We start from the raw sequence: 23630 nt of genomic DNA, 5'->3' as shown, positions 1-23630 counted from the left end.
CAAAAATTAATAAATTTATAACTCGAAAGTCTCCTTAAGGTTTCATCCTAATGTGTCTAATTTAGTTTGAAGACGTACACTGAATCAAGAAGTATACACCATGGTATATTAAATTGCTCTGCCAATTTTAGAGTTTTCCAATGTTTCAGATTTCCACAACCGCCGATCGGTATTACTGCAATATGCTTCTCTTCAAAAGTATGTGTTAAATACCCTGCATCTTTTAACATCTGAGCAGTATGGTTAACAAATGTTACGTCGCCTTTTCCTTCAACTAACAATAATGCTTTGACAGATTTAGAAATAGGATCAGGTAGTAATCCAAGAGTTTTAGAAATTTTTTCAAAAACCTCATCATTACCTGATTCTATTTCCCGAGTTCCATTTTCGGTATTTACAAACCTAAGACTTGGCAAAGGCAACAAACCTGCTAAAACAGGGGTATGTGTTGTAAGTATAATTTGTGTGTTTGGTGCGTTTGACAATTCAATGAAAGCTTTAATTAACATTTCCTGATGGTCAGGATGTTGTGATGTCTCAGGCTCTTCAAAAGCGTAAATAATTCTATTGTTAACGTTACTCAGTCTTCTTTTTTCAGCTTCTGCTCTAAAGAAATTTAGCAATATTAGACGCCTAACTCCGCTACCTCTTTTGTTGATAGGAATGTCATTTTCAGATTTGATTGTCAACTTAAATTGAGAGTCAAATTTAGGATCAGTTTTGAATTCAGGTATTAATTGCTTGGCCAATTCGGGTGCCATTTCCTTAAGCTTTGCTAGTGTTCTGTTTGCGGTTTCAATTGCTTTATTTCTAACTTGCATCTTAATATGGCCGAGTTCTGCTTCTAATTCCTGAAGCGCTTGTTGAACTGCAATCTTCATTGGATCAGAAACCTCTTTATCTTCATCCTTACTTTGTCTGTCTGATTGAAATAAAGCGTAAACTGGCAAGTATCCTTTTAAAGTCTCGTATATCTTTTTAGAGTCCTCTTTATCTATAAGCAGCTCTGTAGTTGTAAGCTCTAGATTTCCTAGGGCATCCCATATTGCTCGGCGGATCGAAGAATTCACATTTCTATTATAATCCCCTTGTGCTATCCCCATCTCATCTGCCCTGATTCTAAGTTCTGCTCTTTTCAAATCCAACAAATCACCACCGTTAGCAGCAGAGGGATGATTACATACTATATAAATCTTATCTTTTGGTTTAGCCGCAGTTGCAGAGAAAATTTTCTTGATTTCTAGCCTCCCATCCATATTCAACAAATGTTCTCCAGCAAGGGATGTTGGTGCAGCAGCATCAATGATAATTTCCTCGGGTAAATCCCTAAATACACATGAAATTTCAATATTATTACCTACTGCATCTATGCTTAAATCATCCTTTTCGCATGACACATTTGTGTTATTGAAAAAAATCTCTAATGCCTCTAAAATAGTGGATTTTCCTGCGTCATTTTTCCCAATAAATGCAGTCAAATTTGAAAAAGGGATAATTGTTTCTTGAGTATATCCCCGAAAGTTTTTAAGTTTCAAATATTCTAAATTCATATAGGCTAGTCTTTTTAATCACACTAAGTAACGTATATTTATGAATATTTCAAAGCTCTAATAATGAAGTTGTTAATAGTATATTTTAGATGACACATTGTATATAAACCGTACTTATGGAGTTTAATGTCACTTACATTTTTCATAAGAAAAGTGTGGCCAGTCTATCCAAATAATACCATTTTATTGAACAACTTATGATCTAAAATGTGCTGTAGTATATTTATAATACATTAAATGCCTGAACTATAAGATGTATTTTTATTAAATTTGGGTTATGTCAGCAGAATATTTCAAAGCCAGGAAATCGTTCGACTTCCACCCACATCGCTATGAGTTGGGTAATATCCTCGGCCTAAAAAAAGGCTATGCGGACAATCATTTCCTTCTAAAAATATACGGTCTTGACGCGGTTAAATATGAAGATTATTACCTGTTCCACCTGCAATATTACCTCTCAAAGAAAACTGGAACGGAAAAGGACTTCCTGAAACATGTCTGGCATATCGCCGAAAACAGGATCGCCTATTACCGGTCGCAGGATCCATTTTCATTAAAGCACGCTCTGCATATATCCGATATCGAGAAGTTAACTGCCTTTCTGGAATGTATCGCAAAGCGTGACCGGTGGAACATTAGGCCGAACGATGTGCTCATTTCAGAAAAAGATAAAACCATTGCCGAACAGCAGTATGAAATCGAGTCCTTGCGAAGCAGGCTTGCTGAGCTGGAAGAATTCGAGGTATCCGTTAAGGCAATGATCCAGGATGACCATCTGCCAACTTTCATGGACCTGCTACATCAACTGAAAAATCTATCTCTCCCAAATGGCAGGAAGCTGTTAAAAGCGGATTACGACAGTCCCTACTACAAGCTCGTGGCAAAGTATTTTACCTATGAAGGAAAGGACATCCCTATTAACAGCGCGCGGAACTATTTTGTCCAAAAGGACAGCAAGGATGCCAAAAAGGGCGTAAAGATCCCGGAAGATAAAAAGCTGTTCCTGATCGTTCCAAGGAAAGAGAAATAAAGCCAGCCCGTTCAATATCCGAACATGACCAACAGCTTCCGTTGGTCATCCAACCCATGGTATTATCCCCCAATTTTGCCTTATCGGTTCAGCAGATTTATGCCGACCGCTAATTCAAAAATCGGATATTATGGAAATTGACATTTTAACAAAAGAAGACCTACATGCGTTCAAAGAGGAAATACTGGAAGCGATCAGAAAACTCAAAGAGAATCCTCCCATAAACAGCAATGAAAAAGAGTGGCTTAAAAGTGCGGATGTGCGCAAGCTGCTGAACATATCGCCCGGCACCTTGCAGAACCTTCGTATTATTGGTGCGCTCCCCTACAGGAAAATAGGTGGCAGTATGTATTACAGGACCAGCGATGTAAGGAGAATGATGGAAGGGGGAAACGGAAATGGATAGACATAGCGAAAATCCAAAACATGCTTTCTGCGGTTTCTTTGAACGTATCGGGGATGACAGGCGCCTTTTGCCCTCACATGTCGGGCTGGTCATGGCCATGTTTTATTACCATGATTGTGGTAGCGAATTGGCCTGTTTTCAGGCAAGCAGAAAAAAGCTGATGCGGTTTTCAAGGATACGTTCCATCGCTACCTACCACAAGTGCCTTTCAGAACTGGTGGCCTACGGTTATGTAGAATATCATCCCTCATGGAATCCCGAAAAAGGGAGCCGTTTCAGGTTCATTGTTGAAAGCAAGGGGAAGAAAAATGGTTAGGCAGGACGCAAACACCCGATCCGTACGTTTCTCCGAACAGGTGGACCAGCAACTTACCAAGCTGGCGCTGAAACTCGGACGTACCAAAAGAATGGTGGTCATCCAGATGATCGACTATTTCTACCGGAGCAGGAAAGACCCGGCCGACCTGAACGATGAAATGCTGAAAAGGGAGCTTTCGGCAGGTATAAACCGTATCCTCTCCTTCATCCGTCAGCAGGAGAATGACTTACTTGCCCCAATGTACGGTGAAACCACAAAAATCCTGAAAATACTCATAGGTCAGCAAACAGCCGTTTCGGAGATCAAGTCCATGCAGCAAGAAATCCCGAAATGGCATTCGGAGTACCTGCATTGGTTTACGGGCATAGCAGGACTTTTAAAAAAAATGCATGCGGCACAGGAAGAAAAAAGGATGCTGAAGAAAAAATCCGGAGAAATTTTGGAATATTATATCAGGCAACGGGAATCGCTCGGATGGCCTGTATCGCAGGCAAAAAAGGAAGAGCTTGCCGCTCATTGCAGAAATTCACTTAAAAATCTATAAGGGCTTATGTATATTAATATCACCGATTCAGAAAAAGGCGACAACAAAGGTAGTTGCGGCACATTGGTCAATTATCTGGAAAAGGAGAACAAGATAGACGGCAGGGAACGGCAGCCAGCCGAAAACTGGTTCAATGGTGCGGTCAATGATGTACTCCCGCATCAGGTACGCATGAAAATAGACGGAAATATTGCCAAATTGGGGAGAAGGGACAGCAAATTTTTTCTGATCAATATCAGCCCCAGCCAAAAGGAGCTGGCTTTCCTCGCCGAAAAATATGGCGAAGAAGGCGCCAAAGAAAAACTGAAGGAATATGCCGTTAAGGTGATGGATGGGTATGCGCAGAATTTTAAACGCCCCGGCATCGAAAGCCATAAAGACCTCCTCTGGTTCGGCAAACTGGAAAATTACCGCTATTACGGCTATAACGACAAAGAAGTAAAGAACGGCACAAAAAAACGAGGCGAACGCAAGGAAGGATGGCAGATGCATGTGCAGGTCATCGTCAGCCGCAAAGACATTACCGATAAGATAAAACTGAGCCCCGACAATACCTCTAGGGGAAAGAACCGAATACACTCCCAGAAACTCGGTCAATTTGACCGAAGTGCCTTTAAGCAATCGGGAGAAACACTGTTCGATGATTCTTTTGGCTTTGCGCGTAACCTGAAAGAAAGCTTCATATATGCCAATGTAATGAAGAAGGGTACTACAGAACAGAAAGCACAATTACATACCGTTAAAGAGCTTCAGGAAAAACATGCGAAAGGCACAGAACGGTGGCAGAATCTGGCAAGGGATGTAACGGCTGATCGTTTTAAGAGCGTAGATAAGTTACTCGGCAAAGCAACAGGGACAGCAGAAACTTTGCTGGACATCCTTCTTGCCCCCGTTTACGAAGCACCAGCTCCGGTAATCCCCAATGAGGAAGAAGAGAAGCGCAGGAGGAGAAGGAAGAAGAAAGGGCTCCATCCCGATCAAGGTCTTAACAGAGAGAACAGGTAGGGGTGTGAATTTTATCGGTGACCATATAGTCCGCAAACGTTTATTCTTTTTGGTCGGTTTAACGATAAATTCTTTTATCAATTTTTTTCCCACCTCATCTATCCGCAACAGTTCAGGTAGTTGGCCGCCACTTGCGCAGTCGAACAAAATATAATCTGGATCTTCTCGTCAGTGTAGTGTTTTACCAAAACTACCGTTCACGTCCGTGTGTATAGAGTAGAAGTCACGCTTTTCGGGATAGTTCGCCTGAGCCACTGAATTATGGTACTCTTATCCGGATCGCAGAAACTTACCATACCCTTGCTTTCATAAAGCGATACGCCTGCATCCCGGATTGCGGCAAAGATTTCATTCATCGGAGCCTTATAGCACACCGATGTGCTGATACGTGCATTTGCCGGGATACAGTTGAAATTTTTGACACGGAAGCCCTGCCAGCGGCTTGTCTCCGCAACGAATTGCCGTAGCGGCACGTCTTTGTACGTACGGAGGGCCTTTGTCCAGGCCAGTTCTTCTCCTGGATTGCCGTCCGGCGAATAGAACAGGGAATCTGCTGAAACGTCCTTTTTTTGTCGGGGATATCTCACGGCTACGCCCAATGCACCGTAGCAATCCAATTCAAGCTGTCGTTTTTCTTTTCCGGTCCGTACCACCAGCCTGCCGCCCATGAGCATCGTCCTTGTATAGCCTTCCAGTGCCAGCACCGTAAAATCCCCACCATACGACTCCAGGAGGGTGTTAGAGGTTTCAATGACGTACCTTATTGTGCTATTTCTGCCGGGCATCCGTACATGGGCCTGGCCCAAAAGCCTCATCCTCCCGCCCCCCGATCTGGTGAGCGGAAAACGCAACTCAGAACCCGCGTTAAGCCGTACACGCACGCCATCCGGTAATTCAACAATACATTGTTGGCGGGCTGAAGTAGCCACCGAGATATCATGCATGCCTGTATCGGTATCCCATGCCTGTGCCAACCGAGTCAGTTTCAATATGCCTTTCCTGTTTTTGCTAACCGCTATAGTACCTATTTGTGTGATACCCCCGCTATCTCCACTGCCAATCCTCACTTCTGAAGAATCGCCCCACCGGACGGTACAGGCAAATTCGGATGCCGGGATGTCCATATCGCGGGGCAGACCTGCACATTCACCTTCGGGCAGATCGAAAGACGGTTGCCTACCACCTGTCATGTGGCCAATCAGCAAAACCAGCAATACAACGGCCGCAGCCGCTCCTCCGACCTTCAAAAACATTAGCAGTTGCCCGTTGCGGTTCCGCCGCCCACGCTCCGCTATTTCCTTAATCCTGGCAAAGTCGGGTTTCCAGTATTTCAACGGATCATCAGAGCGTTCCCCTTCCGTCGCCTGCAAGACCTCACTCGCCATTCGGATGAATTCCCCGTCATCGTAGATCTTCCGTGCGGCTTCCAGCTGCGCAGCTTCGATGGGGGTGAGCGAACCCTCTAACTGTTTCCTCATCAGCTCCTTCACATATTCCGGTTTGTGAATCATATTATTTGCTTTATAATCCCCTCAAATAAAAATTGTGCCCAGTACATCTTTCAATGATTTTCGGATTTTCTTCAATGCCTGGGTCAACAGGTTCTTTACCGTCTGTTCCGCCATATTGTGCCGCTTCATCAATTCCCTGTTTGTCATGCCTTCCATCTTGATCAGGAAAAAAACCATCCGCTCTTTCGGTGTAAGCATTTCTGCCGCTTGCCGGATAAGCCGGTACAACTCCCTGCTTTCCAGTTCGCTATCGGCATGATTACCATCAGCCACCCAAACATACCCTTCCAGCGGTTCAGTACCACGTTTAGTTTCCTCCCTGATCCTGTACAGGGCAATATTATGTGCCACGCGCATCATCCATTCCAAGGGTCTCTTTTTTTCCGCAGCTTCTTCCCTCTTTTTCCATACCACCATCAATGTTTCGGAAACTACATCCTTGATCAGATCATCATCCTTGCGGATGAAATTTCTCAGATATGCCATTAGCAGACCGCCATACCGATCGTAAATGGCTTCCAGGGCCCTATCGGGCTGATCTACCAGTTGCCTGAAAAGCTCGGCATCGCTATGTCCGGGTTTTCTTCCCATGATCACATCGTTTTTTGACGGACTGAAAGCCAATTAATAAATTTTTTATTTATCTGGTTTTCAATTATATATGAAAAAAGTTAAAATTTATACGGTACCGAACCTGCTTTTTTGCAAGTTAAGTATAGAGAGCAGTTTGATAGTATTAAGTAGATAACACAAACTTACAGAGAAAAACATAAAAAACAATAAAAATTTAAAATAACTAATTGATTAACAGATAATTGATTGAAAAATCAACAATGGTAGGGTATGCCCTTACGTTATCCTTATACCCGACTCCTTGAATATGGATGATCGTCATAGGATTCTAAAATGAAGTATGGGTACAGTATAGTGTGACATATTACGTAATAGCACAAAACTCAAATACCTAACCCTGTAGACAAAATTAAGCGGATATGGAAAAGGAAAAATGGTTAAAGATTTTGGCAGGGCTTATTGCCTCCATGTTTTTTTATGCGGCATTCAGTAAGCTTTGGGATTATGAACAATCGCAAATCGACATGCGCAACCAGCTTTTTCCAAATGCTGTTGCAGATGTGCTTACATGGCTTGTTCCGGTGATTGAGTTTATCATTGTCGTTCTGCTCGTTATCCGGCCTACACGGTTAGTCGGATTTGGGGCTTCATTGGGACTGCTCACAATGTTCACGATATATATTGTTATCGCATTGAGCATGATATTCGGTCGTACCCCTTGTGCGTGCGGAGGTATTTTGAATAACCTGCCATACGAATGGCATTTCGCTTTCAATCTCCTGTTCATGTTCCTTGCTTACCGGGGAATAGGACTTGAAAAAGGCTGGACACTAAAAGAAACTTGGACACAGATAAAAAATACATGGTTTGGATTAAGAAAAAGGAGGTTAAAAAAGGAATATATGAAAAATTTAGCGCAGGGTTAATGGCCTTCCCCGCAAAATATTAAATAGGACTACAGAACGTGCCCATCCGGCCAAGGCCACGTAGGCCGGACCGGCATTAACCCGGTTGTTGTCAAACATAGAAACGACAACCACAATAATTATTACCATGAATATATTAGGAAAAATAAAGGAAGCAATTAAGAAGGTGAACGCCATAGCGCTTGGCGGTCTTTTGGTCGCAGGTGGCCTTGCTGTGGGCTTTACGCCTGAAAAGGTAGAAATTGCGCAAGACCAAGTGCTTTGGGGACGCAGGCAATCCGGCGGATGGGTACAGACAACCCCATCAGCAGGCTGTTCATCAGGGGCCCAGGATTGTAAAAGGCTCTACCCAGAGGGACAGGACCCCAATGACGATGAAACAGACGGAATCCAATTTGGTACAGCTAATGGATATGTTGCGCCATAAGCAATGCACCACATCATTCATCATTAAGGTTATAGCCGCATAGTAGCTATCGGCTATAACCTTTTTAGTTTAAACAAGCTGGTGTCAGTTTTCGTAATCCGGAAAAGGGAAGGCATATTGCGGGGAATTTGGCAAAAGTTCATAGCGGTTTCCCAAAGCGTTACGGACTAATGTACTTTCAAATCCGTTTTCACGGTTCAGCCTGCGGAGGTCGCTCCAACGCATCCCTCTGCCAACAAGCTCCTTCCGCCGTTCCTGCAAGATTCTCTCCAAAACATCGGAATCATTTTCCTGCTGAAAAGGAATGTAAGATGATTCACGGTAACGGTGTCGGAGCAAATAATCCAAATCACGGATAGCTGCATCCGCATCACCGGTCCTTGCTGAACATTCCGCTCGTATCAAAAGGATTTCATCGACCGCCAGCCCCGAAAAGAAGCTGTTTTCTCCGGTATACGTTCCGGTCAATGAATGGATATTTTCATCACGGGCCGTAAAAAACAGGTCTTTCCTTAAATCTTCTTCATCGTAGCTGTTGTACAAATTCGAATCCACCCCCATACGGGCGGAGGAAAAGAACCAATAATTAATCCGTGTAGCATAATAAATCACTTCCTCATTACCCTCGGTAAGGACGTGCGGAAAGGGATTGTCCAACGTGGTGTCAAGAGAATTATAATCAGAAAGCGTATTGTGCTGTTGCAAACACCGGTCGGCAAACAGCCGTGCATTATCATAATCCGATATGCTCAGGTAGATGCGTGCCAGCAATGCCCATGCGGCAAGCCGGTTTGGTCGTGTCGGGAACTCGGAGGTAACAGGTAGTAATTGTTCGGCCTCGTTCAGGTCACGCAAAATCTGGTCGTAGGTATCCGACAAATTTGACCGTACCGCAGGGGTATTGATATCGGATTCAAGTTTAAGCGGCAGACCGGGGTTCCAGGCATCGTTTGAGCTAATATATGGCATGGCAAATAGCTGGCTTAATTCGAGATAACTATATGCCCTATGGAACAATGCCGCTCCCTTGATTCGGTTGTATTCCTGCTCGTTCGTACCCGAAACCTCCAATTCCGACAAGCCATCCAGTACCACATTTGCATGGAATATTTTGCTGTACTGGTAATTCCAATCCGCCACAGCCGTTTGACCGGTGAATATCGAAGCGTCCCAAAGGTATGCTGCCTGTTCCACAAAGTCCAGCGATTGCAATCCATCATCCGTAATAAAAAAATCATCGGATGCTATACTATTCAATGCCGGATAATCTTGATTGAAAACCTGAACTCCATCGAGTATCGCACTGAAGTCCTCCAATTGCGCGGGCACCAACAATGCCCTGTCCGGCTTTTCTGCCAAAAACTCCTTCTGGCAGGATGTCGCTGCCAAAAGAACCAACACGGTGAAAAATCGGTTATTGAGTGATGTAAATAATTTCATCTTATGGAATATTTTTATTAAACAATAATTATCATAAGTCTATCTGCACGCCAAAGGCGATTGTGCGTACCGGAGGTATTGAGAAAGGGTAATCCGGGTCAAGGTCCGAACCGCTGTTTTTCCAAATCAAGCCAAGGTTGTTCGCATAGATGTACAGCCGTGCGCTTTTTCCACCTTTTGGAAAAAGGACATTGCCAAAGTTGTAATCAAACCTCAAATCCTGCAACCGTATATGGTCACCCCTTTCGACCAACGCTTCCGAATAGCGGTACAGGTTATCCCGGTTTACATTGCGTACATTGGGCATTGAAGGTACGGAGGTAATCAGTTCATCGCCGGGCCGCTGCCACCGCAACTGGTATTCCGCTCCCGTATGGTAGCCCTGCCCGGTGAGCAGGTCGTTGTAGCTTATTCCTGTTCTCCTGAAATAATACCCCAACCTGAAAGAAACGTTTGCCGATACGCTGAACTTCCCAAATGTAAATGTATTACGTAAAGCACCTGAAAGGGGCGGCCTTGCGGGACCGTGGTAAACCAGTTCGGCCGATGTGGTGGTAGCTAAAATCTGGTTGTAGTCCTGACTTACGTTTCCATCCAAATACCCCTGCGGATTTCCCGTCTCAGGGTCAAGTCCTCCCCAACGGTAGCTGTAGATTGAGTAGAGCGGTCTGCCTTCCAAAGGATACCCGCCCCCATCAGCGCTGGCAACATAAGCGTTGGTAACCGATTCCCTTTCATAGCCCGTAACCTTATCCCTGTAGAAGCTTATTAAAAAATCAGTGCGCCAGTCAACTGCGCCTTTAGTGTTCCATGAGTTCAGGGATAGGTCAAACCCGCTGCCGGTCGTACTTGCGGAATTTCCACGAAATGAGGTAACGCCCCTTGATGCGGGAACGGTCATATCCCCAATCAGGTCTATCCCACGTTTCCAAAAGAAATCAAAAGTACCCCGCAGGCGTGAACCTTTAGTTTCAAAATCTACACCGACATTTACCATCTTCATGCGTTCCCAACGGAGTTCGGGATTGGGCGGGTTCGATACCGTGGCCCAGGGCGCATTTATCAGGTTCCAACTGCTGCTGTAGTAAATTGCGGTGGTATATGCAGAAATCGTCCTGTCCACGTTACCGTTGTAGCCAAATGTGGCACGGGTTTTCAGCACCGGCAGCCAGTCCAGATGGTAAAAGTCCTCCCCGCTGACCGACCATGCCCCGCCAACCGACCACAGGGGTACACCCTGCTGGTTTGTCCGCACACCGAACAGGTTACTTCGGTCAAACCTTGCGCTTGCAGAAAGCGTATATAGGCTATTGTAAGTATAAGCCGCATTGGTAAAATAGGAAATAAATCTATCAGTCAGCTCAGATGCCGAATTTCCATAAGGGATTGCGGTCCTTATCAGGTTGTTGTGGTATTGTGGAAACGTGGAAATATAATCCACCCTGTCGACCGTAGCATGGTCATTGTCGTACCCATAAACCCGGTAGCTGTTGCCTACCGTTCCGTAGTCTTTCAATTCATATCCGGCGATGGCGGTCAAATCATGAACGTCCTGCGAATACCTGTAGTTCAGCTGGCCCCTGACGTTGTGGTTTGTTGCTGTTGAAAAAGATTGGTTCAAAATGTCCCCTACCGGAATCGGGTAGGATAATGTCCCGTCCGGCTGTATCTGTGAATACCGGTTAATGAGGTCACGTGTGAAATAGGAATTGACATCCTGCCTGTTGTTTGTTTTTAGTAATGTCTGTCCGAACTGATAAAGCACGTCAAGTGACAGCCCTGATATTATCTTATAGGTCACCTGTGTATTTAACCTGTAATCGGTACTCCCTGTATGGTTGTCAGCCAATCCCAATTCTTCCAAGGGCCTGTATTGCCAATCCAAAAGTCCCGATTGCTGTGCCCCATTGACAAAGCCCGTTCGGTAGCCACGGGTCACAGCCAGTGGATTCCCGTTATTATCAGCAAGACGTGCATAAGGGTATATCGTATTGCGGTTCCCGGCTACCATGCCCAAATCGCTCACAATCGGGATATTCTGGTCACGTGTAATTTTCCCCTTGGTATAATAAATATCTGACTTCACCTGTACCTTGTCTTTCAGGAAGGAAAAAGTGTTGGCGGCGTTGAGTGTGATGCGGTCGTATGCGTTCCCATGGAGGTTCTGACTTTCATTGTCGTACCCTGCCGAAAGGTAATATTGGTGGTGGGCGCTTCCGCCCGTAACGTTAAATGCATACTGCTGGTTTACGCCATTCCGGTAAAAATATTTGCTGAGGTCGTCCCTGATATCGATGGATTTCAACGCATCGATTTGGCCGGAAGCTTCCTGTTCGGTGAGCAGTCCATCTCTCTGTGCAATGAGTAGTTCCACCACCGGGGATAGCGGGGTCTTAGAGGCGGAGCGTTCCGCCGCACCATAATAACCTTGGTCAAACAGCATCCTTTCAACATCGATAAAATCTGTTGTGCCCATCACTGGTAGGTAGAAAAGGTCAGGTTTGTCCCCAACGGTCACGTTGGAATTGAATGATATTTTGGGTGCCTGGTTCGGCCTTCCTTTTTTTGTCGTGATGACGATAACACCGTTTCCTGCTCTTGCCCCCCAAATAGAGGCGGCGGCGGCATCCTTTAGGACAGTGACGGATTCAATGTCATTCGGGTTTATATTTTCAAGGTCGCCATCATACTGAAAATTGTCGATGACGATGAGCGGCCGTGAATTGGAAAATATACCGCTCTGTCCACGGATGCTGAACGGGTTGCTGGCACTATTACGGTTCCGGTTAAAAACAAGGCCGGGTGTCACATCTTCCAACCTGTCTATCAAATTAGTGCTTACCCGCCTGTTGAGCAGTTCACGGTCTACGAGTTCGAATGAGCCGGTAGCCCGCTCACGTGGCAATTGCTGATAACCTGTAGAGACAATCTCAACCTCGCTTAGCATCTGTTCACGCTCCTGTAACGATATATACAAAGTGTCTGAGTTACTTGCAGAAATCCTTGTCTGCATTTCAAAGTACCCGACCGAACTGACCACCAGGGTTCCCGTATCCTGTCTGCTGACCAGAATAAAAATACCATCGTCACGGGTTTGGGTCATGTACTGTGTCCCTTTAATTTCCACCGTCGCACCTTTAAGAGGCTGCCGGGTTGATTCTGAAATTACTTTGCCCGTTATCTGGTGCTGAGCTGTTGCGTGGCTGATGTAGAATAGGCAGAATAAGGTGATATAGATATATTTCATTTTGCGTGCGTTAAGCTAAATATGTGATTTGGGTTAGGGTTCGATGCTCAAGGTCTGTCATTTATGACAAGCATCTTGATTGGCCGGTCCTCACTGACCAGCACAAGTCCAATTTTTTCTAATTCACGGTTTAGTAACGGTAGGTCGCCAAGTCCTGCCGTGATATCCAAATCCACCTTTTCGGTGAATCCCGTTTCATTGAAAAAGAAAATGTCCTGCACCCCGGAGGAGCGTTCTTTTGAATGGTAGAAATTCAATTGGTTTACCAGTGCGTTAAACGTGTAGTTTGTTATCAGGATGTTGCGCTCGTCCGTTTCAATCGAGGGGCTTTTTCCCTTGGTCCGTAACCGGTTAAAGTCTGCGCCGGGCAGCTGACGCAACGCCATGCAGGGTTGGGTCACATCCTGTACGGTAGCGGAATGTTTTGGAAAAAACTTTGCCAAATCATTCACCATCATATCGTACAAATCCATGCCGGATGCCCTTGGCGCTACAATCTCATAGCAAAAGCCCCTTCCGTCCCTCAGTGAGGAAAGGTAGGCTTCCCCGTTCTTGTCAAATTCGATGATTCTTTCCGGCTCACTGACCTGTAACAGCGTATGCTTCCAGTCGAACGTGTATCCCTTGCCCATAGCGATTTGATAGAGCTGCGGGATGGTCTGGTTGCGTGCGGTAATCCGTAACGGAACTTTATCGTTTTTTATGGGTTGTGTGTTGTAATACCCCGGCGATAGCCCTTCAATGTATCCGGAAAACACGGCATATTGCGTTATCGGAAATTTGGCGCTGGATTCATCAAAGAAAAGCGGGTCTTTCCAGTCATAAGCTATGCTGATATCCTTTTTTTCACCAAGCGGTACTTCCTGTCCATCGACAATATTCGATAGATTCGAACGGGTGATGTCTTCAAATGAAGTGATTGCCTTCACTGCCCCATTACTATCAATCCATACATAATGTGGTAATGATTTGTGGGGAAACAGGTTCTTTAAAGCACTGTCACCTGTTACCACCGGCAGGTCATATTTCTGTCCCTGCCGTTTTTCCAGCGTGCTAAGAAAGGGAATGGCTTCTTCCGCTTTCTGATAGGTCACGGAAAGGAACTGCACTTTATCTCCAAATTCCTTTTGAAGGCTGTCCATCTTTGGGATCATGGCCACGCATGGGCTGCACCAGGTAGCCCAGAAATCCAGTATCAGAAGTTTTCCTTTAAAATCGGATAGGTTGATTGAAGTGCTTTTGTAATTGTGAACGTTGATCAGGGTCAGATCGGGTACCTGCTCGCCAATCTGTAAGCCGAGGGAAGTAAGGTCTACAGCTTTGCTGTCCGCCACAGGCTCCGCCACTTGGGCGGAAGCCTTAAATGGCAGCACATGAAACAAAAAAGCTATAATCAGATAGAAATATGATCTTACGTTCAGGACGGACAATGCCCGCTCATATCGGTGGTATGTTAATGTTTTTAGTTTGGTTAATGCTTGGATAAGGCAAAAAAGCGCCCCATGCAGCCTGTTGTAAAGCAACATTTCTGTAAAAGATTAAACTTTTCATGATTTGGTTAATTGAAAAATTTCTTTTACGGTTAGGGCGCCCTTCACCGGAAAGAGAGTAAAATGGCTAAAGCCACTGATGTTATTCGGGAGCGGATATCAAATTCTTCAGAAGTATTTTTATCAGATTCATACTCGATAAGATTAACGAGTCTTGAAGCAGGAATAACAATGGCGCGACGCCCAACCTACTGTTTGTGAGGCCCTGAGAAGCCTTGGGACGAGTAAGCGGACGCCACGCCATTGCTGACGGGCGTTTTTCTCCACTTATCGCCTTGTCCCAAATGAAATTTCTCAGGTTTCACAAACAAGACTACATAAATGCAGAACGTTCTAACTTTGACGTTCCACAAAAATAAAAAATATTACCAAAACATTATGTTTTTATGATATCGAAAATATTTAGTCTGAAACCAAAAAAACAGTAATCAAAAATACACACAAATATTGTTATTTCAAATATTATTTTACTGAAATCGAATATAAATTTTTGTTATTAGATTTTTAATATCCTATACCGGAGTTTTGTCACCAAGATTAGGTTTAAGTTTAGCAATTTTACTAAACACGAGAAAGAAATGGCGAAAACGGAACCCTATAAGATTAATCCTGACAAACTCAAAAGTACACTTTTGTCTATAAAAGCAAGATTCGAGTCGAATACTATTCAAAAAATGACTGATATCTCGGATATGTACTCAACTGGACTTAAGAAAGCACTTGGAATGGGACATGACTCTTTTGTAACCAAATTTTCTGATCCAGGGAAATTTACAGTTGAGGATATACTGAAATTATCGGACATATCAGATGTTGATAAAGATATCATTTGGAAGAGAATTGTCGAAGAAACCGAAGCGAATCGAACAAGGCATGACATAAGCCATTTGCTATCGAAACCAAAAGGAGAATAAGCCGAATATCTATTTATTAAAAGTGTCAAGGGAGATTTCGTACGATGAGTAAGATAAAAATTAAAAATTTTGGCCCCATCAAGGAAGGAATTCCAGATAATGGATGGATAGACATAAAGAAAGTAACGGTATTCATCGGAAATCAGGGCTCTGGGAAAAGTACTGTCGCCAAATTGATTTCCACTTTTACCTGGATGGAAAAGGCACTTGTTCGGGGTGACTACAAAATTGAATGGTTTCAGCAAAAGAATCAACTAAGGAGCCAATTTCTTAGCTATCACCGTTTGGAAAACTATCTAAAGAACAATAACGGCAAAGGGAGTTATATAGAATTTGATGGTACAGCCTACCACATTTTATATCAGGATGGAGAGCTAACGATAAAGGAGAAGCTCGGCAGTACATATCCATTGCCGCAAATTATGTACGTACCTGCGGAACGCAATTTTATAGCTTATGTAAAGTCCCCGAAAGAGCTAAAATTATCCTCAGAATCTTTAACAGAATTCCTCACAGAATATGATAATGCAAAGAATGAAATAAAGGGAATTGTAGAACTTCCTATCAACAGTGCCGGAATAGAATATGATAAATTCACCGATAGCCTAAATCTAAAAGGAGAGGAATATAGAATTAAACTTACTGAAGCTTCCAGTGGCTTTCAATCTTTGGTGCCTGTTTACCTTGTATCAGCTCATCTAGCCAATATGGTAAAGAAGCAGAGCGAAGACAACAAGGAACCTATGAGCAGCGATGAGATGAAACGTTTTCGCACGGGTGTTGAAGAGGTCTGGAGTAATGACAGTTTAACAGATGAACAGAAAAGAATAGCACTTTCAGTACTTTCATCAAGATTCAACAAAACTGCATTCATAAATATAGTTGAGGAACCTGAACAGAATTTATTTCCTGGTTCCCAAAGGGAATTGTTGCACGGATTGCTCAAATTCAACAACTATAACGAAGGTAACAAACTAATTATAACAACACACAGCCCTTATTTGGTCAATTATCTTTCCTTGGCTGTAAAGGCAGGAGAGCTGAAAGAAATTGTTAAACAAGAAGATGAACGGGAAAGACTGAACAAGATTGTACCACTTAATTCGACGATACGGCCGAAGGAGTTGGCTATTTATGAGATGGATGAAAAGACAGGCGTTATTCATGTTTTAGAATCATATAACGGGCTTCCATCAGACGAAAACGAACTGAACGAAAGGCTTGACGAAGGTAATGAACTATTTGCCCAATTATTGGAAATACAGCAAAGGCCATGAGCGTGAATTTTTTGGACGAAAACTGCCAGACCATTTCATCAAAAAAACTTTTCGGGTTATGCGATCCTTCTGTACCAACCGTTGGACCTGCCTATATTGACGAGGAAGATGGAGCGAAATGGATTGGTGTAGTGGTCAACGAATACCTATACAACGTGACGTTTACTGCAATTGACCATTGTATTGATATTAGGTTGCCGAACAATACACAGGCAAAAAGATGTGATGGGGTCCTTACTTATAATAATACAGCAATATTCGTAGAACTAAAGGATCGTCCTTCTGCCGGGAACAATTGGGTAAAGGACGCTGAACAACAGCTACGGAGTACTATAAACCATTTTGAAAATACTAATGATGCGGCGTACTATACAGAAAAGAAAGCTTATATCGCCAACAGTGGACACCCAAAGTTTAAATCCAGCCAGATACAGAGAATGGAAAAATTCCGGATAGAGACCGGTTATGTATTGCGTATTGAAAACAGGATAACGCTTTAGTCCGGATGAAAAGCATCTTCCCGTACTCACTTTTCCTTCTTTATTCCATAGTTTACAAAAACGCAATATAAGTTGAATTTGGTAGGATAATATAGAAAATCCGTAAGAGTTTGTTTTAGTTTTGAAAAATTGAGGATACTTCCGTAACTTGATGGCAGCTCGAAAATGAACTCTTTCCCTTTAAATAGAAAACTAATTCCTACCGCACATTTGCGGCCTGCGGAGCGCCTTTGCCCGCTAGCCCAACGCTGTCCCGCTTTTTCGCTTCTACGGAGAAAACCTCTTCCGTTTTTGCATTAATCTGCAAATCCTAATGTTTCTATCATTACTGATTATCAGGACAATTGGCATTATGGCTATATCCAATGATAGGGTTTATCCTTTCTGTTTAGGTAACAGTACATCTGTTCCTTTTTCAGTTCCGAGAAGAATTCTATAGCCCTCTTAATAGCATAGTCTGGCAGGAAGTAAATTTCATTACGAAGAGTGTTAAGAACTTTCTCATTACCGTAAAAGCGAACCAGTTCATCCACCTCTTGCTGATCCCCACGTTCTATGATCCGGCCGATAACCGTCTTATAGGCTTTATCCCAGTCTATAGCTTTTAGATCAAACTCCCAGAAGAACATCGAATCAATGTTCGGTTGCCGTCGTTTTTTTCTCACTGCTCTCATAAAATTAAAGTTAACCATAATCTCTTTTCTGTGCAACCACTTTGCCGCTACAAAATTTTTAATACAACATCTGCCATCAATTGCTGTAGCAGGGACCACATATCCCTGCTTACAATCTCTTTTTGCAAACTATCCATACGCTTCAACTGTTGCTGTATTTTCTGTTTTCAGAGAGGGCAGGCATATCTGTACACCGAGAAGGTTCCGGTTATTTTCCGCTGTACATCCCCAAATCTGCCTTGGGGCTACTATTTTTCTATGCAGCCTGCCCATATCGTTGCTCACCTTGGTGTCAAGCAGTTTTGCATAGTGCTGGGTGGTCTTGATATTGGTATGGCCGAGCATCTTCGATACGGTTTCAATAGGTACATCGTTGCTTAGTGTGACCGTAGTGGCAAAGGTGTGGCGTGCAATATGGAAGGTCAGCTTTTTGGTGATCCCGCACAGGTCGGCAATCTCTTTCAGGTAGCTGTTCATCTTTTGGTTGCTCAGCACGGGAAGGGCAAGCCCTTTTGCCACACATGGCGGATAACCGGCATAACGTCTCAGGATTTCCAGTACCTGCGGCAACAGGGGAATGTTCGAGGTGGTTTCCGTCTTTTCACGGCTGGTCAGTATCCACAGCCTGCCGTCAATTCCCTTGGCAATATCAGTGGTACGCAGTTTCTTTACATCTGCATAGGAGAGTCCTGTATAACAGCTGAACACAAAGATATCACGAACATGCGCCAGTCTTGGAATGCTGAATTTCTTCTGCATAATTCTGTCCAGTTCATCCTGTGTGAGAAACTCCTTTTCTCTTGCTTTTGCCGTGTTTTTATACATAGCAAAGGGATTTTCGGTAATCCAGCGATGGGCAAGGCAGAGGTTGATGATCTTCCGCAAGTGCTTCATGTATTTGGCTACGGAAACGGGGCTGCACCCCTTCTCCGAACGAAGGAAAAACTCGTAATCCGTAATAAAGGCATGGTCAACTTTCTGAATGTCTATGTCGGTATCCTGGTAATACTTTAACAGGTAAGCGTTAAGGTGCAGGACCGATGTCCTGTATCCTTTGAGCGTATTGGGCTTAAATCCTTTTCCCAGCAGCGCCTTCATCTTCGTGTTATGTTCAAGGAAAATCTCCATCAGGAAATGATGTTTTATGCCTTTTCCCAGAAAGTGCATTTTGAGCAGCTCGGCAGTTACCGCTACTCTCTCTTTGATAAGCACCGTATGGGTGTCTTCCAATTTTCTCTCCAGCGCATCAAGATGGCTGTTCAGTGCTTTGGTTTCTTCTTTCGTACCGCTGGCACGGTTAGCCTTGGTGTTCCAGCGGGAGGGGTCGCATGACCTTCCGGTGGAGATTTCTTTCGGGATACCATCTACGGTGATGCGCATGTACACCGGAACCGGCCCTTTTACATAGTTTTTTGGCTTTTTCAGGTAGAAAAGCAAGGAATAATTTGTACCCATGAGTAACTCATTTAAGTGAAACAAAGTAAGCCTTGCAGCTATAATAAATCAAGATGTTTAGTTATTGAACCAGTTGAATATCAATAACTTAAACCGCTTTTCGTGAGTGAGCGTGAGAGGAAAATTGACTCACTGAATCACTCACTTTTTTTATGGGAAAAATTGAATAATTCAGGGGATCTGTAAAAAACAAAAAGCCTGCAAACGTTTAATATGCAGGCTTTTGTATGTTTTGACTTCAAGATCTGTAGCCCGTAGGGGAATCGAACCCCTGTTTCAAGAATGAAAATCTTGCGTCCTAACCCCTAGACGAACGGGCCTCCTTCTTTAACGGATGCATATCCGTTTTTCGGTTTGCAAAGATAGACAAGGATTTTATATTTCAAAAGACAAATTTTATATATTTTATTAGTCCTTGATAATCAGTTAAAAAAAATCAATAGTTCTTTTTGGTGCTTTTATTTGCCAGCAACAAAAGTACACTCCCCGCTATTCCGGAAAGCAGTGATCCGATTAAAATAGAAAATTTAGCCTCTGCCAAAACATGCGTGGCATCGGCAAAAGAGAGAATAGCAATAAAAATCGACATGGTAAAACCAATTCCGCCTAGCATGCCCACGCCAAGAATATGTTTCCACGAGGCGCCATGAGGCCGGTTACTGATCTTTAATTTAACCGCGAGCCAAGAGAAAAAGGTGATTCCTATCGGTTTTCCCAAAAATAAGCCGAGCGCAATTCCTAGGCCGAGCGGAGTAGCTAATCCAGCTAACATGCCAGTCTCGTACCTGATATTCGTATTCGCTAGAGCGAATATCGGCATGATCAAGAAGTTCACAGGCTTCACCAGCATGTGTTCCAGTTTCTCTAAAGGAGATTCCGAATCGTCTGGTGTAGTCGGTAAAGTAAAGGCGGTTAATACACCGGCGATTGTCGCATGGATGCCTGAATGGTGGATGAAATACCATATAAATATTCCCGGAACAATGTAAAAGACAATCCGCTTGACACCAAGTCTGTTGAAAACTAATAAGAGCGCAAACAAAAGGCCCGCATATAATAAATATTGGTACTGCAAGGAAGTTGAATAAAAAATGGCAATGACTAAAATCGCCATCAAGTCGTCTACAATAGCCAATGCGGCTAAAAATATCTTTAACGAAGGAGGAACGTTGTTGCCCAACAGTGTGATAATAGCCAAAGCAAATGCGATGTCGGTTGCCATAGGGATACCCCAACCACCGGCAAATTCGGAATCTTTGTTAAAGAAGGTATAAATCAAGGCGGGCACGATAACGCCACCAAGCGCAGCAATTACAGGTAAGGTGGCCCGCTTGACCGATGCCAACTCGCCTTCTACTAACTCTCTTTTGATCTCTAAACCGACCAAAAGAAAGAAGATCGCCATTAACCCATCATTAATCCATATGATAATCGGATAGTCCAAATGGACGGTTTCGGAATGATATCCGATGTTGATCGCTAAAAAATCATCCAAAGCGTCGCCCCAAGGGCTATTAGCAATGATAAGGGAAAGAACAACGCAAAGAATCAGTATCACTCCGCCTGCAGTGCCTGATTTTAAAAACTCCTGAAAGGATTTAATATTAATTAATTTAGCCATCCGCGAAAATAACAAAAGCTGGTCTATTTTGGTAGCAATAGCTGGTGAAAATGGGCATATATGTTGCGAAGGCACGCTGGAAGTTTCTTTTATGGTACGCACTCTAGGCGCGAAGGGAGCTCGTGTGTCCCTGTCTTTTTGTTGTTTTTTAAAGAAGTGGGGGCTTCTTAGGAAAATTTTGTATTTACGGAAAAAAGCGCTATCTTTGCACTTTCATAATTTAGGTTTATAATTGGTTAACAGGCCTCTAATCTCTCCGATTATTGGCCTGTTACTTTTTCAATAGAATTCCGTACTTTTGAATAACCAATTATAGCGGAGCATGCGTGTTGTCCTGTTTGTCCTGTTGTTGGCGACCTATATTCCTAGCGTTGCACAGGAAGAGATTGTCCCTTCGCCCTCACAATTACTGAGTGAAATACGCTTTAAGACCTTAATGGGCGGTGTAATAATTCTTCCCGCACGATTAAACGGTTCCCCAGATACGCTCAATTTTATTTTAGACACCGGTAGTGGCGGGATTTCCCTGGATTCATCGACCGTGGCGTCGATGGGCTTGAAGCCAGAGCCAAGCGCTACCCGGATTCGGGGCGTAGCGGGAATCAAACAAGTGAGTTACCTTTATAACCAACGGCTTAATTTTCCATCATATACCGTTGATAGCTTAAACTTCCATATCAACGATTATTCTTTTCTTTCCAGTGTATACGGCATAAAGGTCGATGGAATTATCGGTTACGCATTGTTCAGCCGGTACATAGTGAAAATAAATTATGATGATAGCCTTATCCATCTTTGCTCAAAGGGGACACTCCGCTATCCGAAAGGCGGGTTTCTTTTGAAGCCGAATATAAGAAACTTAGTAGTACAACGCGCTTTTCTGAAAGACAGGCACCAAGTGAATGCCCGCTTTTTGCATGATATCGGCGCCGGTGTTTGCGTCATGCTTTCAAAGGAATTTGTTGAGGATAGCACCTTGTTGGCGTGGAACCGGAAGTTGTGGCCAAAAGAAGGCCATGGCTTAGGCGGGAAGATTCAGATGGATTTGACGGTGATAAAAGAGCTGCGTTTCGGTCCGTATCGGTTTAAACAGGTCCCGACCTTAATTTTTGATGATGTGTACGATGTTACTTCTTATCCTTATTTAGGCGGCTTAATCGGTAACGACATATTTAGGCGTTTTAATGTAATCTACAATTATGAAAAGGGGGATGTCCACCTTACCCCTAATAATAGTTTTCGTGATCGCTTCGATTACGCTTATTCGGGCCTGGACTTGCAGCTCATAGAAGGGCATATAGAGATTGGAGGGGTAGCCAAAGGATCACCGGCGGATATGGCAGGCTTAAAAATAGGGGATTTATTGCTAGCGGTAAACGGTAATTTCAGTATGGACTTCGTTCAGTATAAGAAGGCTTTGCAAAGGCCAAAGAAAGAGGTTATGCTGCTTGTGCGAAGAAAGGAGGAGCTGAAGATCTTTAAGTTTAAAATAAAGAGTATTAAACAGGTTTTTTAATCTTTACCCCACCGGCACTCGATGTTTTTACATGTGACCCAATGAACATTTATTATTAGCTATGAAACTAGCGACCAATCAGGGGAAACCAACAACCAACCTAGGAACTAACAATCAGTAACGAGCAACCTATTAACCGACAATCGCCTTCCAGATTAAATCTTTTAATTCTTGTAGTCCTTTTTGCGCGACGGATGAAATGAAGACATGGGGAACCTCTTTTGGCAATTCTCGTTCCGTCTCTAGTTGCAGCTCTTCATCCAATAGGTCCGATTTGGTAATCGCCAGTAAACGCGGTTTATCGAGCAATTCGGGGTTATAAGCGGTTAACTCATGTAAGAGGATGTCGAATTCTTCGCTGATCGATCGATGCGTGTCAGCCGGCACCATAAAAAGCAGCACCGAATTACGTTCAATGTGCCGTAAAAAGCGGTATCCGAGTCCCTTTCCTTCCGAAGCGCCCTCTATAATACCCGGTATATCTGCCATAACAAACGATTTACCATCTCTATAGGAAACAATACCGAGATTGGGCACTAAGGTGGTAAATGGATAATCTGCTATCTCTGGTTTAGCGGCAGAGACCACCGATAACAAAGTGGATTTGCCTGCATTTGGAAAGCCGACTAGTCCCACGTCGGCTAGTACTTTCAGTTCCAGTACGATCCATTCTTCCTTTCCAGGTTCGCCCGGTTGGGCAAAACGAGGCGTTTGTTGCGTAGGAGTCTTAAAATGCCAATTGCCTAAGCCACCGCGCCCGCCCGCGGTAAGGATTTTGGTTTCACCGTCTTCGGTGATATCAAAAAGGATTTCGCCGGTCTCTGCGTTTCTTGCAATGGTGCCGAGTGGCACTTCCAAAATCTCATCTTTCCCATTTTTACCATGTTGCAATGCGCTGGAGCCCGATCCCCCGGGCTCAGCGATCACATGTTTTCTGTATTTTAAATGCAGGAGTGTCCACAGCTGATTGTTACCTTTCAGTATAATATGGCCGCCTCGACCTCCGTCGCCTCCGTCAGGCCCGCCCTTTGCTGTATGCTTGTCGCGATGAAGGTGCGCAGAGCCTGCTCCGCCGTGACCGGAACGACAACATATTTTAACATAATCAACAAAGTTTGAACCTTGGGCCATTTTAATACTTGATT

General features: G+C 43.8%; 21 protein-coding genes and 1 tRNA gene. 11 read left to right on the top strand and 11 right to left on the bottom strand.

Going from position 1 to position 23630, the window contains the following annotated elements:
• Positions 1-56: 56 nt before the first annotated feature.
• Entirely contained in the window at positions 57-1550 is a 1494-nt protein-coding gene (locus EPX21_RS00750) for an AAA family ATPase (protein ID WP_134087764.1), read from the bottom strand.
• Positions 1551-1827: 277 nt separating this feature from the next.
• Here EPX21_RS00750 and EPX21_RS00745 point away from each other — a divergent pair, with 277 nt between their 5' ends.
• The 5 genes from EPX21_RS00745 (at position 1828) to EPX21_RS00725 (ending at position 4854) form a co-directional block, all read left to right on the top strand.
• The gene (locus tag EPX21_RS00745) at positions 1828-2580 is read left to right on the top strand and encodes a hypothetical protein (protein ID WP_134087763.1); all 753 of its coding nucleotides are present in this window, start codon (positions 1828-1830) and stop codon (positions 2578-2580) included.
• Positions 2581-2710: 130 nt separating this feature from the next.
• Positions 2711-2986, top strand: coding sequence for a helix-turn-helix domain-containing protein (locus EPX21_RS00740; RefSeq protein WP_134087762.1), 276 nt, complete (start codon positions 2711-2713; stop codon positions 2984-2986).
• Positions 2979-3302 (top strand): hypothetical protein, encoded by a 324-nt coding sequence (locus tag EPX21_RS00735; RefSeq protein ID WP_134087761.1) that lies wholly within the window; start codon positions 2979-2981, stop codon positions 3300-3302. The genes EPX21_RS00740 and EPX21_RS00735 overlap by 8 nt, the downstream gene beginning before the upstream one ends.
• On the top strand, positions 3295-3849 hold the full coding sequence (locus EPX21_RS00730) for a BfmA/BtgA family mobilization protein (protein WP_134087760.1): 555 nt from the start codon (positions 3295-3297) through the stop codon (positions 3847-3849). The genes EPX21_RS00735 and EPX21_RS00730 overlap by 8 nt, the downstream gene beginning before the upstream one ends.
• A 6-nt stretch (positions 3850-3855) precedes the next feature.
• A complete protein-coding gene (locus EPX21_RS00725) occupies positions 3856-4854 on the top strand; it encodes a DUF5712 family protein (protein ID WP_134087759.1) in 999 nt (332 codons plus the stop codon).
• Positions 4855-5051: 197 nt separating this feature from the next.
• On the opposite strand, the gene EPX21_RS00720 is transcribed toward EPX21_RS00725, so the two are convergent.
• On the bottom strand, positions 5052-6365 hold the full coding sequence (locus EPX21_RS00720) for a FecR domain-containing protein (RefSeq protein WP_240768434.1): 1314 nt from the start codon (positions 6363-6365) through the stop codon (positions 5052-5054).
• A gap of 21 nt (positions 6366-6386) precedes the next feature.
• Positions 6387-6956, bottom strand: a complete 570-nt coding sequence (locus EPX21_RS00715) for an RNA polymerase sigma factor (protein WP_134087758.1) — start codon at positions 6954-6956, stop codon at positions 6387-6389.
• A 401-nt stretch (positions 6957-7357) separates the two neighbouring features.
• Between EPX21_RS00715 and EPX21_RS00710 the strand changes: the two genes are divergently transcribed.
• Both EPX21_RS00710 and EPX21_RS00705 read left to right on the top strand, forming a co-directional pair.
• Positions 7358-7864, top strand: coding sequence for a MauE/DoxX family redox-associated membrane protein (locus EPX21_RS00710; RefSeq protein WP_134087757.1), 507 nt, complete (start codon positions 7358-7360; stop codon positions 7862-7864).
• Between the two features lie 127 nt (positions 7865-7991).
• Entirely contained in the window at positions 7992-8291 is a 300-nt protein-coding gene (locus EPX21_RS00705; protein ID WP_134087756.1) for a hypothetical protein, read from the top strand.
• Positions 8292-8375: 84 nt separating this feature from the next.
• On the opposite strand, the gene EPX21_RS00700 is transcribed toward EPX21_RS00705, so the two are convergent.
• The 3 genes from EPX21_RS00700 to EPX21_RS00690 are packed head-to-tail and all read right to left on the bottom strand — an operon-like array spanning position 8376 to position 14351.
• On the bottom strand, positions 8376-9731 hold the full coding sequence (locus EPX21_RS00700; RefSeq protein WP_134087755.1) for a RagB/SusD family nutrient uptake outer membrane protein: 1356 nt from the start codon (positions 9729-9731) through the stop codon (positions 8376-8378).
• Between the two features lie 31 nt (positions 9732-9762).
• Positions 9763-12978, bottom strand: coding sequence for a SusC/RagA family TonB-linked outer membrane protein (locus EPX21_RS00695; RefSeq protein ID WP_134087754.1), 3216 nt, complete (start codon positions 12976-12978; stop codon positions 9763-9765).
• 47 nt (positions 12979-13025) lie between these two features.
• A complete protein-coding gene (locus EPX21_RS00690; RefSeq protein WP_166670642.1) occupies positions 13026-14351 on the bottom strand; it encodes a TlpA disulfide reductase family protein in 1326 nt (441 codons plus the stop codon).
• Positions 14352-15106: 755 nt separating this feature from the next.
• On the opposite strand from EPX21_RS00690, the gene EPX21_RS00685 reads away from it, so the two are divergent.
• The 3 genes from EPX21_RS00685 to EPX21_RS00675 are packed head-to-tail and all read left to right on the top strand — an operon-like array spanning position 15107 to position 17219.
• The gene (locus tag EPX21_RS00685) at positions 15107-15442 is read left to right on the top strand and encodes a hypothetical protein (protein WP_013663413.1); all 336 of its coding nucleotides are present in this window, start codon (positions 15107-15109) and stop codon (positions 15440-15442) included.
• Between the two features lie 44 nt (positions 15443-15486).
• Positions 15487-16719 (top strand): AAA family ATPase, encoded by a 1233-nt coding sequence (locus tag EPX21_RS00680; RefSeq protein WP_013663412.1) that lies wholly within the window; start codon positions 15487-15489, stop codon positions 16717-16719.
• The gene (locus EPX21_RS00675) at positions 16716-17219 is read left to right on the top strand and encodes a hypothetical protein (RefSeq protein WP_134087752.1); all 504 of its coding nucleotides are present in this window, start codon (positions 16716-16718) and stop codon (positions 17217-17219) included. Before EPX21_RS00680 ends, EPX21_RS00675 begins: the two co-directional genes overlap by 4 nt.
• Positions 17220-17575: 356 nt before the next feature.
• On the opposite strand, the gene EPX21_RS00670 is transcribed toward EPX21_RS00675, so the two are convergent.
• From EPX21_RS00670 to nhaA, 4 genes are all read right to left on the bottom strand, one after another.
• Complete coding sequence (locus tag EPX21_RS00670) at positions 17576-17893, bottom strand: hypothetical protein (protein WP_134087751.1); 318 nt, start codon at positions 17891-17893, stop codon at positions 17576-17578.
• Positions 17894-18022: 129 nt separating this feature from the next.
• Complete coding sequence (locus EPX21_RS00665) at positions 18023-19348, bottom strand: site-specific integrase (RefSeq protein ID WP_134087750.1); 1326 nt, start codon at positions 19346-19348, stop codon at positions 18023-18025.
• Between the two features lie 248 nt (positions 19349-19596).
• Positions 19597-19668: transfer RNA gene (locus tag EPX21_RS00660), tRNA-Glu, on the bottom strand.
• A gap of 116 nt (positions 19669-19784) precedes the next feature.
• Positions 19785-20969, bottom strand: a complete 1185-nt coding sequence (gene nhaA / locus EPX21_RS00655) for a Na+/H+ antiporter NhaA (RefSeq protein ID WP_134087749.1) — start codon at positions 20967-20969, stop codon at positions 19785-19787.
• A 322-nt stretch (positions 20970-21291) separates the two neighbouring features.
• Here nhaA and EPX21_RS00650 point away from each other — a divergent pair, with 322 nt between their 5' ends.
• Positions 21292-22485, top strand: a complete 1194-nt coding sequence (locus EPX21_RS00650; RefSeq protein WP_134087748.1) for an aspartyl protease family protein — start codon at positions 21292-21294, stop codon at positions 22483-22485.
• A 132-nt stretch (positions 22486-22617) separates the two neighbouring features.
• On the opposite strand, the gene obgE is transcribed toward EPX21_RS00650, so the two are convergent.
• Complete coding sequence (gene obgE / locus EPX21_RS00645) at positions 22618-23616, bottom strand: GTPase ObgE (protein WP_134087747.1); 999 nt, start codon at positions 23614-23616, stop codon at positions 22618-22620.
• Positions 23617-23630 lie beyond the last annotated feature (14 nt).

It is taken from the genome of Olivibacter sp. XZL3, assembly GCF_004368405.1.
GTDB lineage: Bacteria > Bacteroidota > Bacteroidia > Sphingobacteriales > Sphingobacteriaceae > Olivibacter.
The sequence above is the reverse complement of the archived record's forward strand: the minus strand, read 5'-3'. Positions and strand labels throughout refer to the sequence as shown.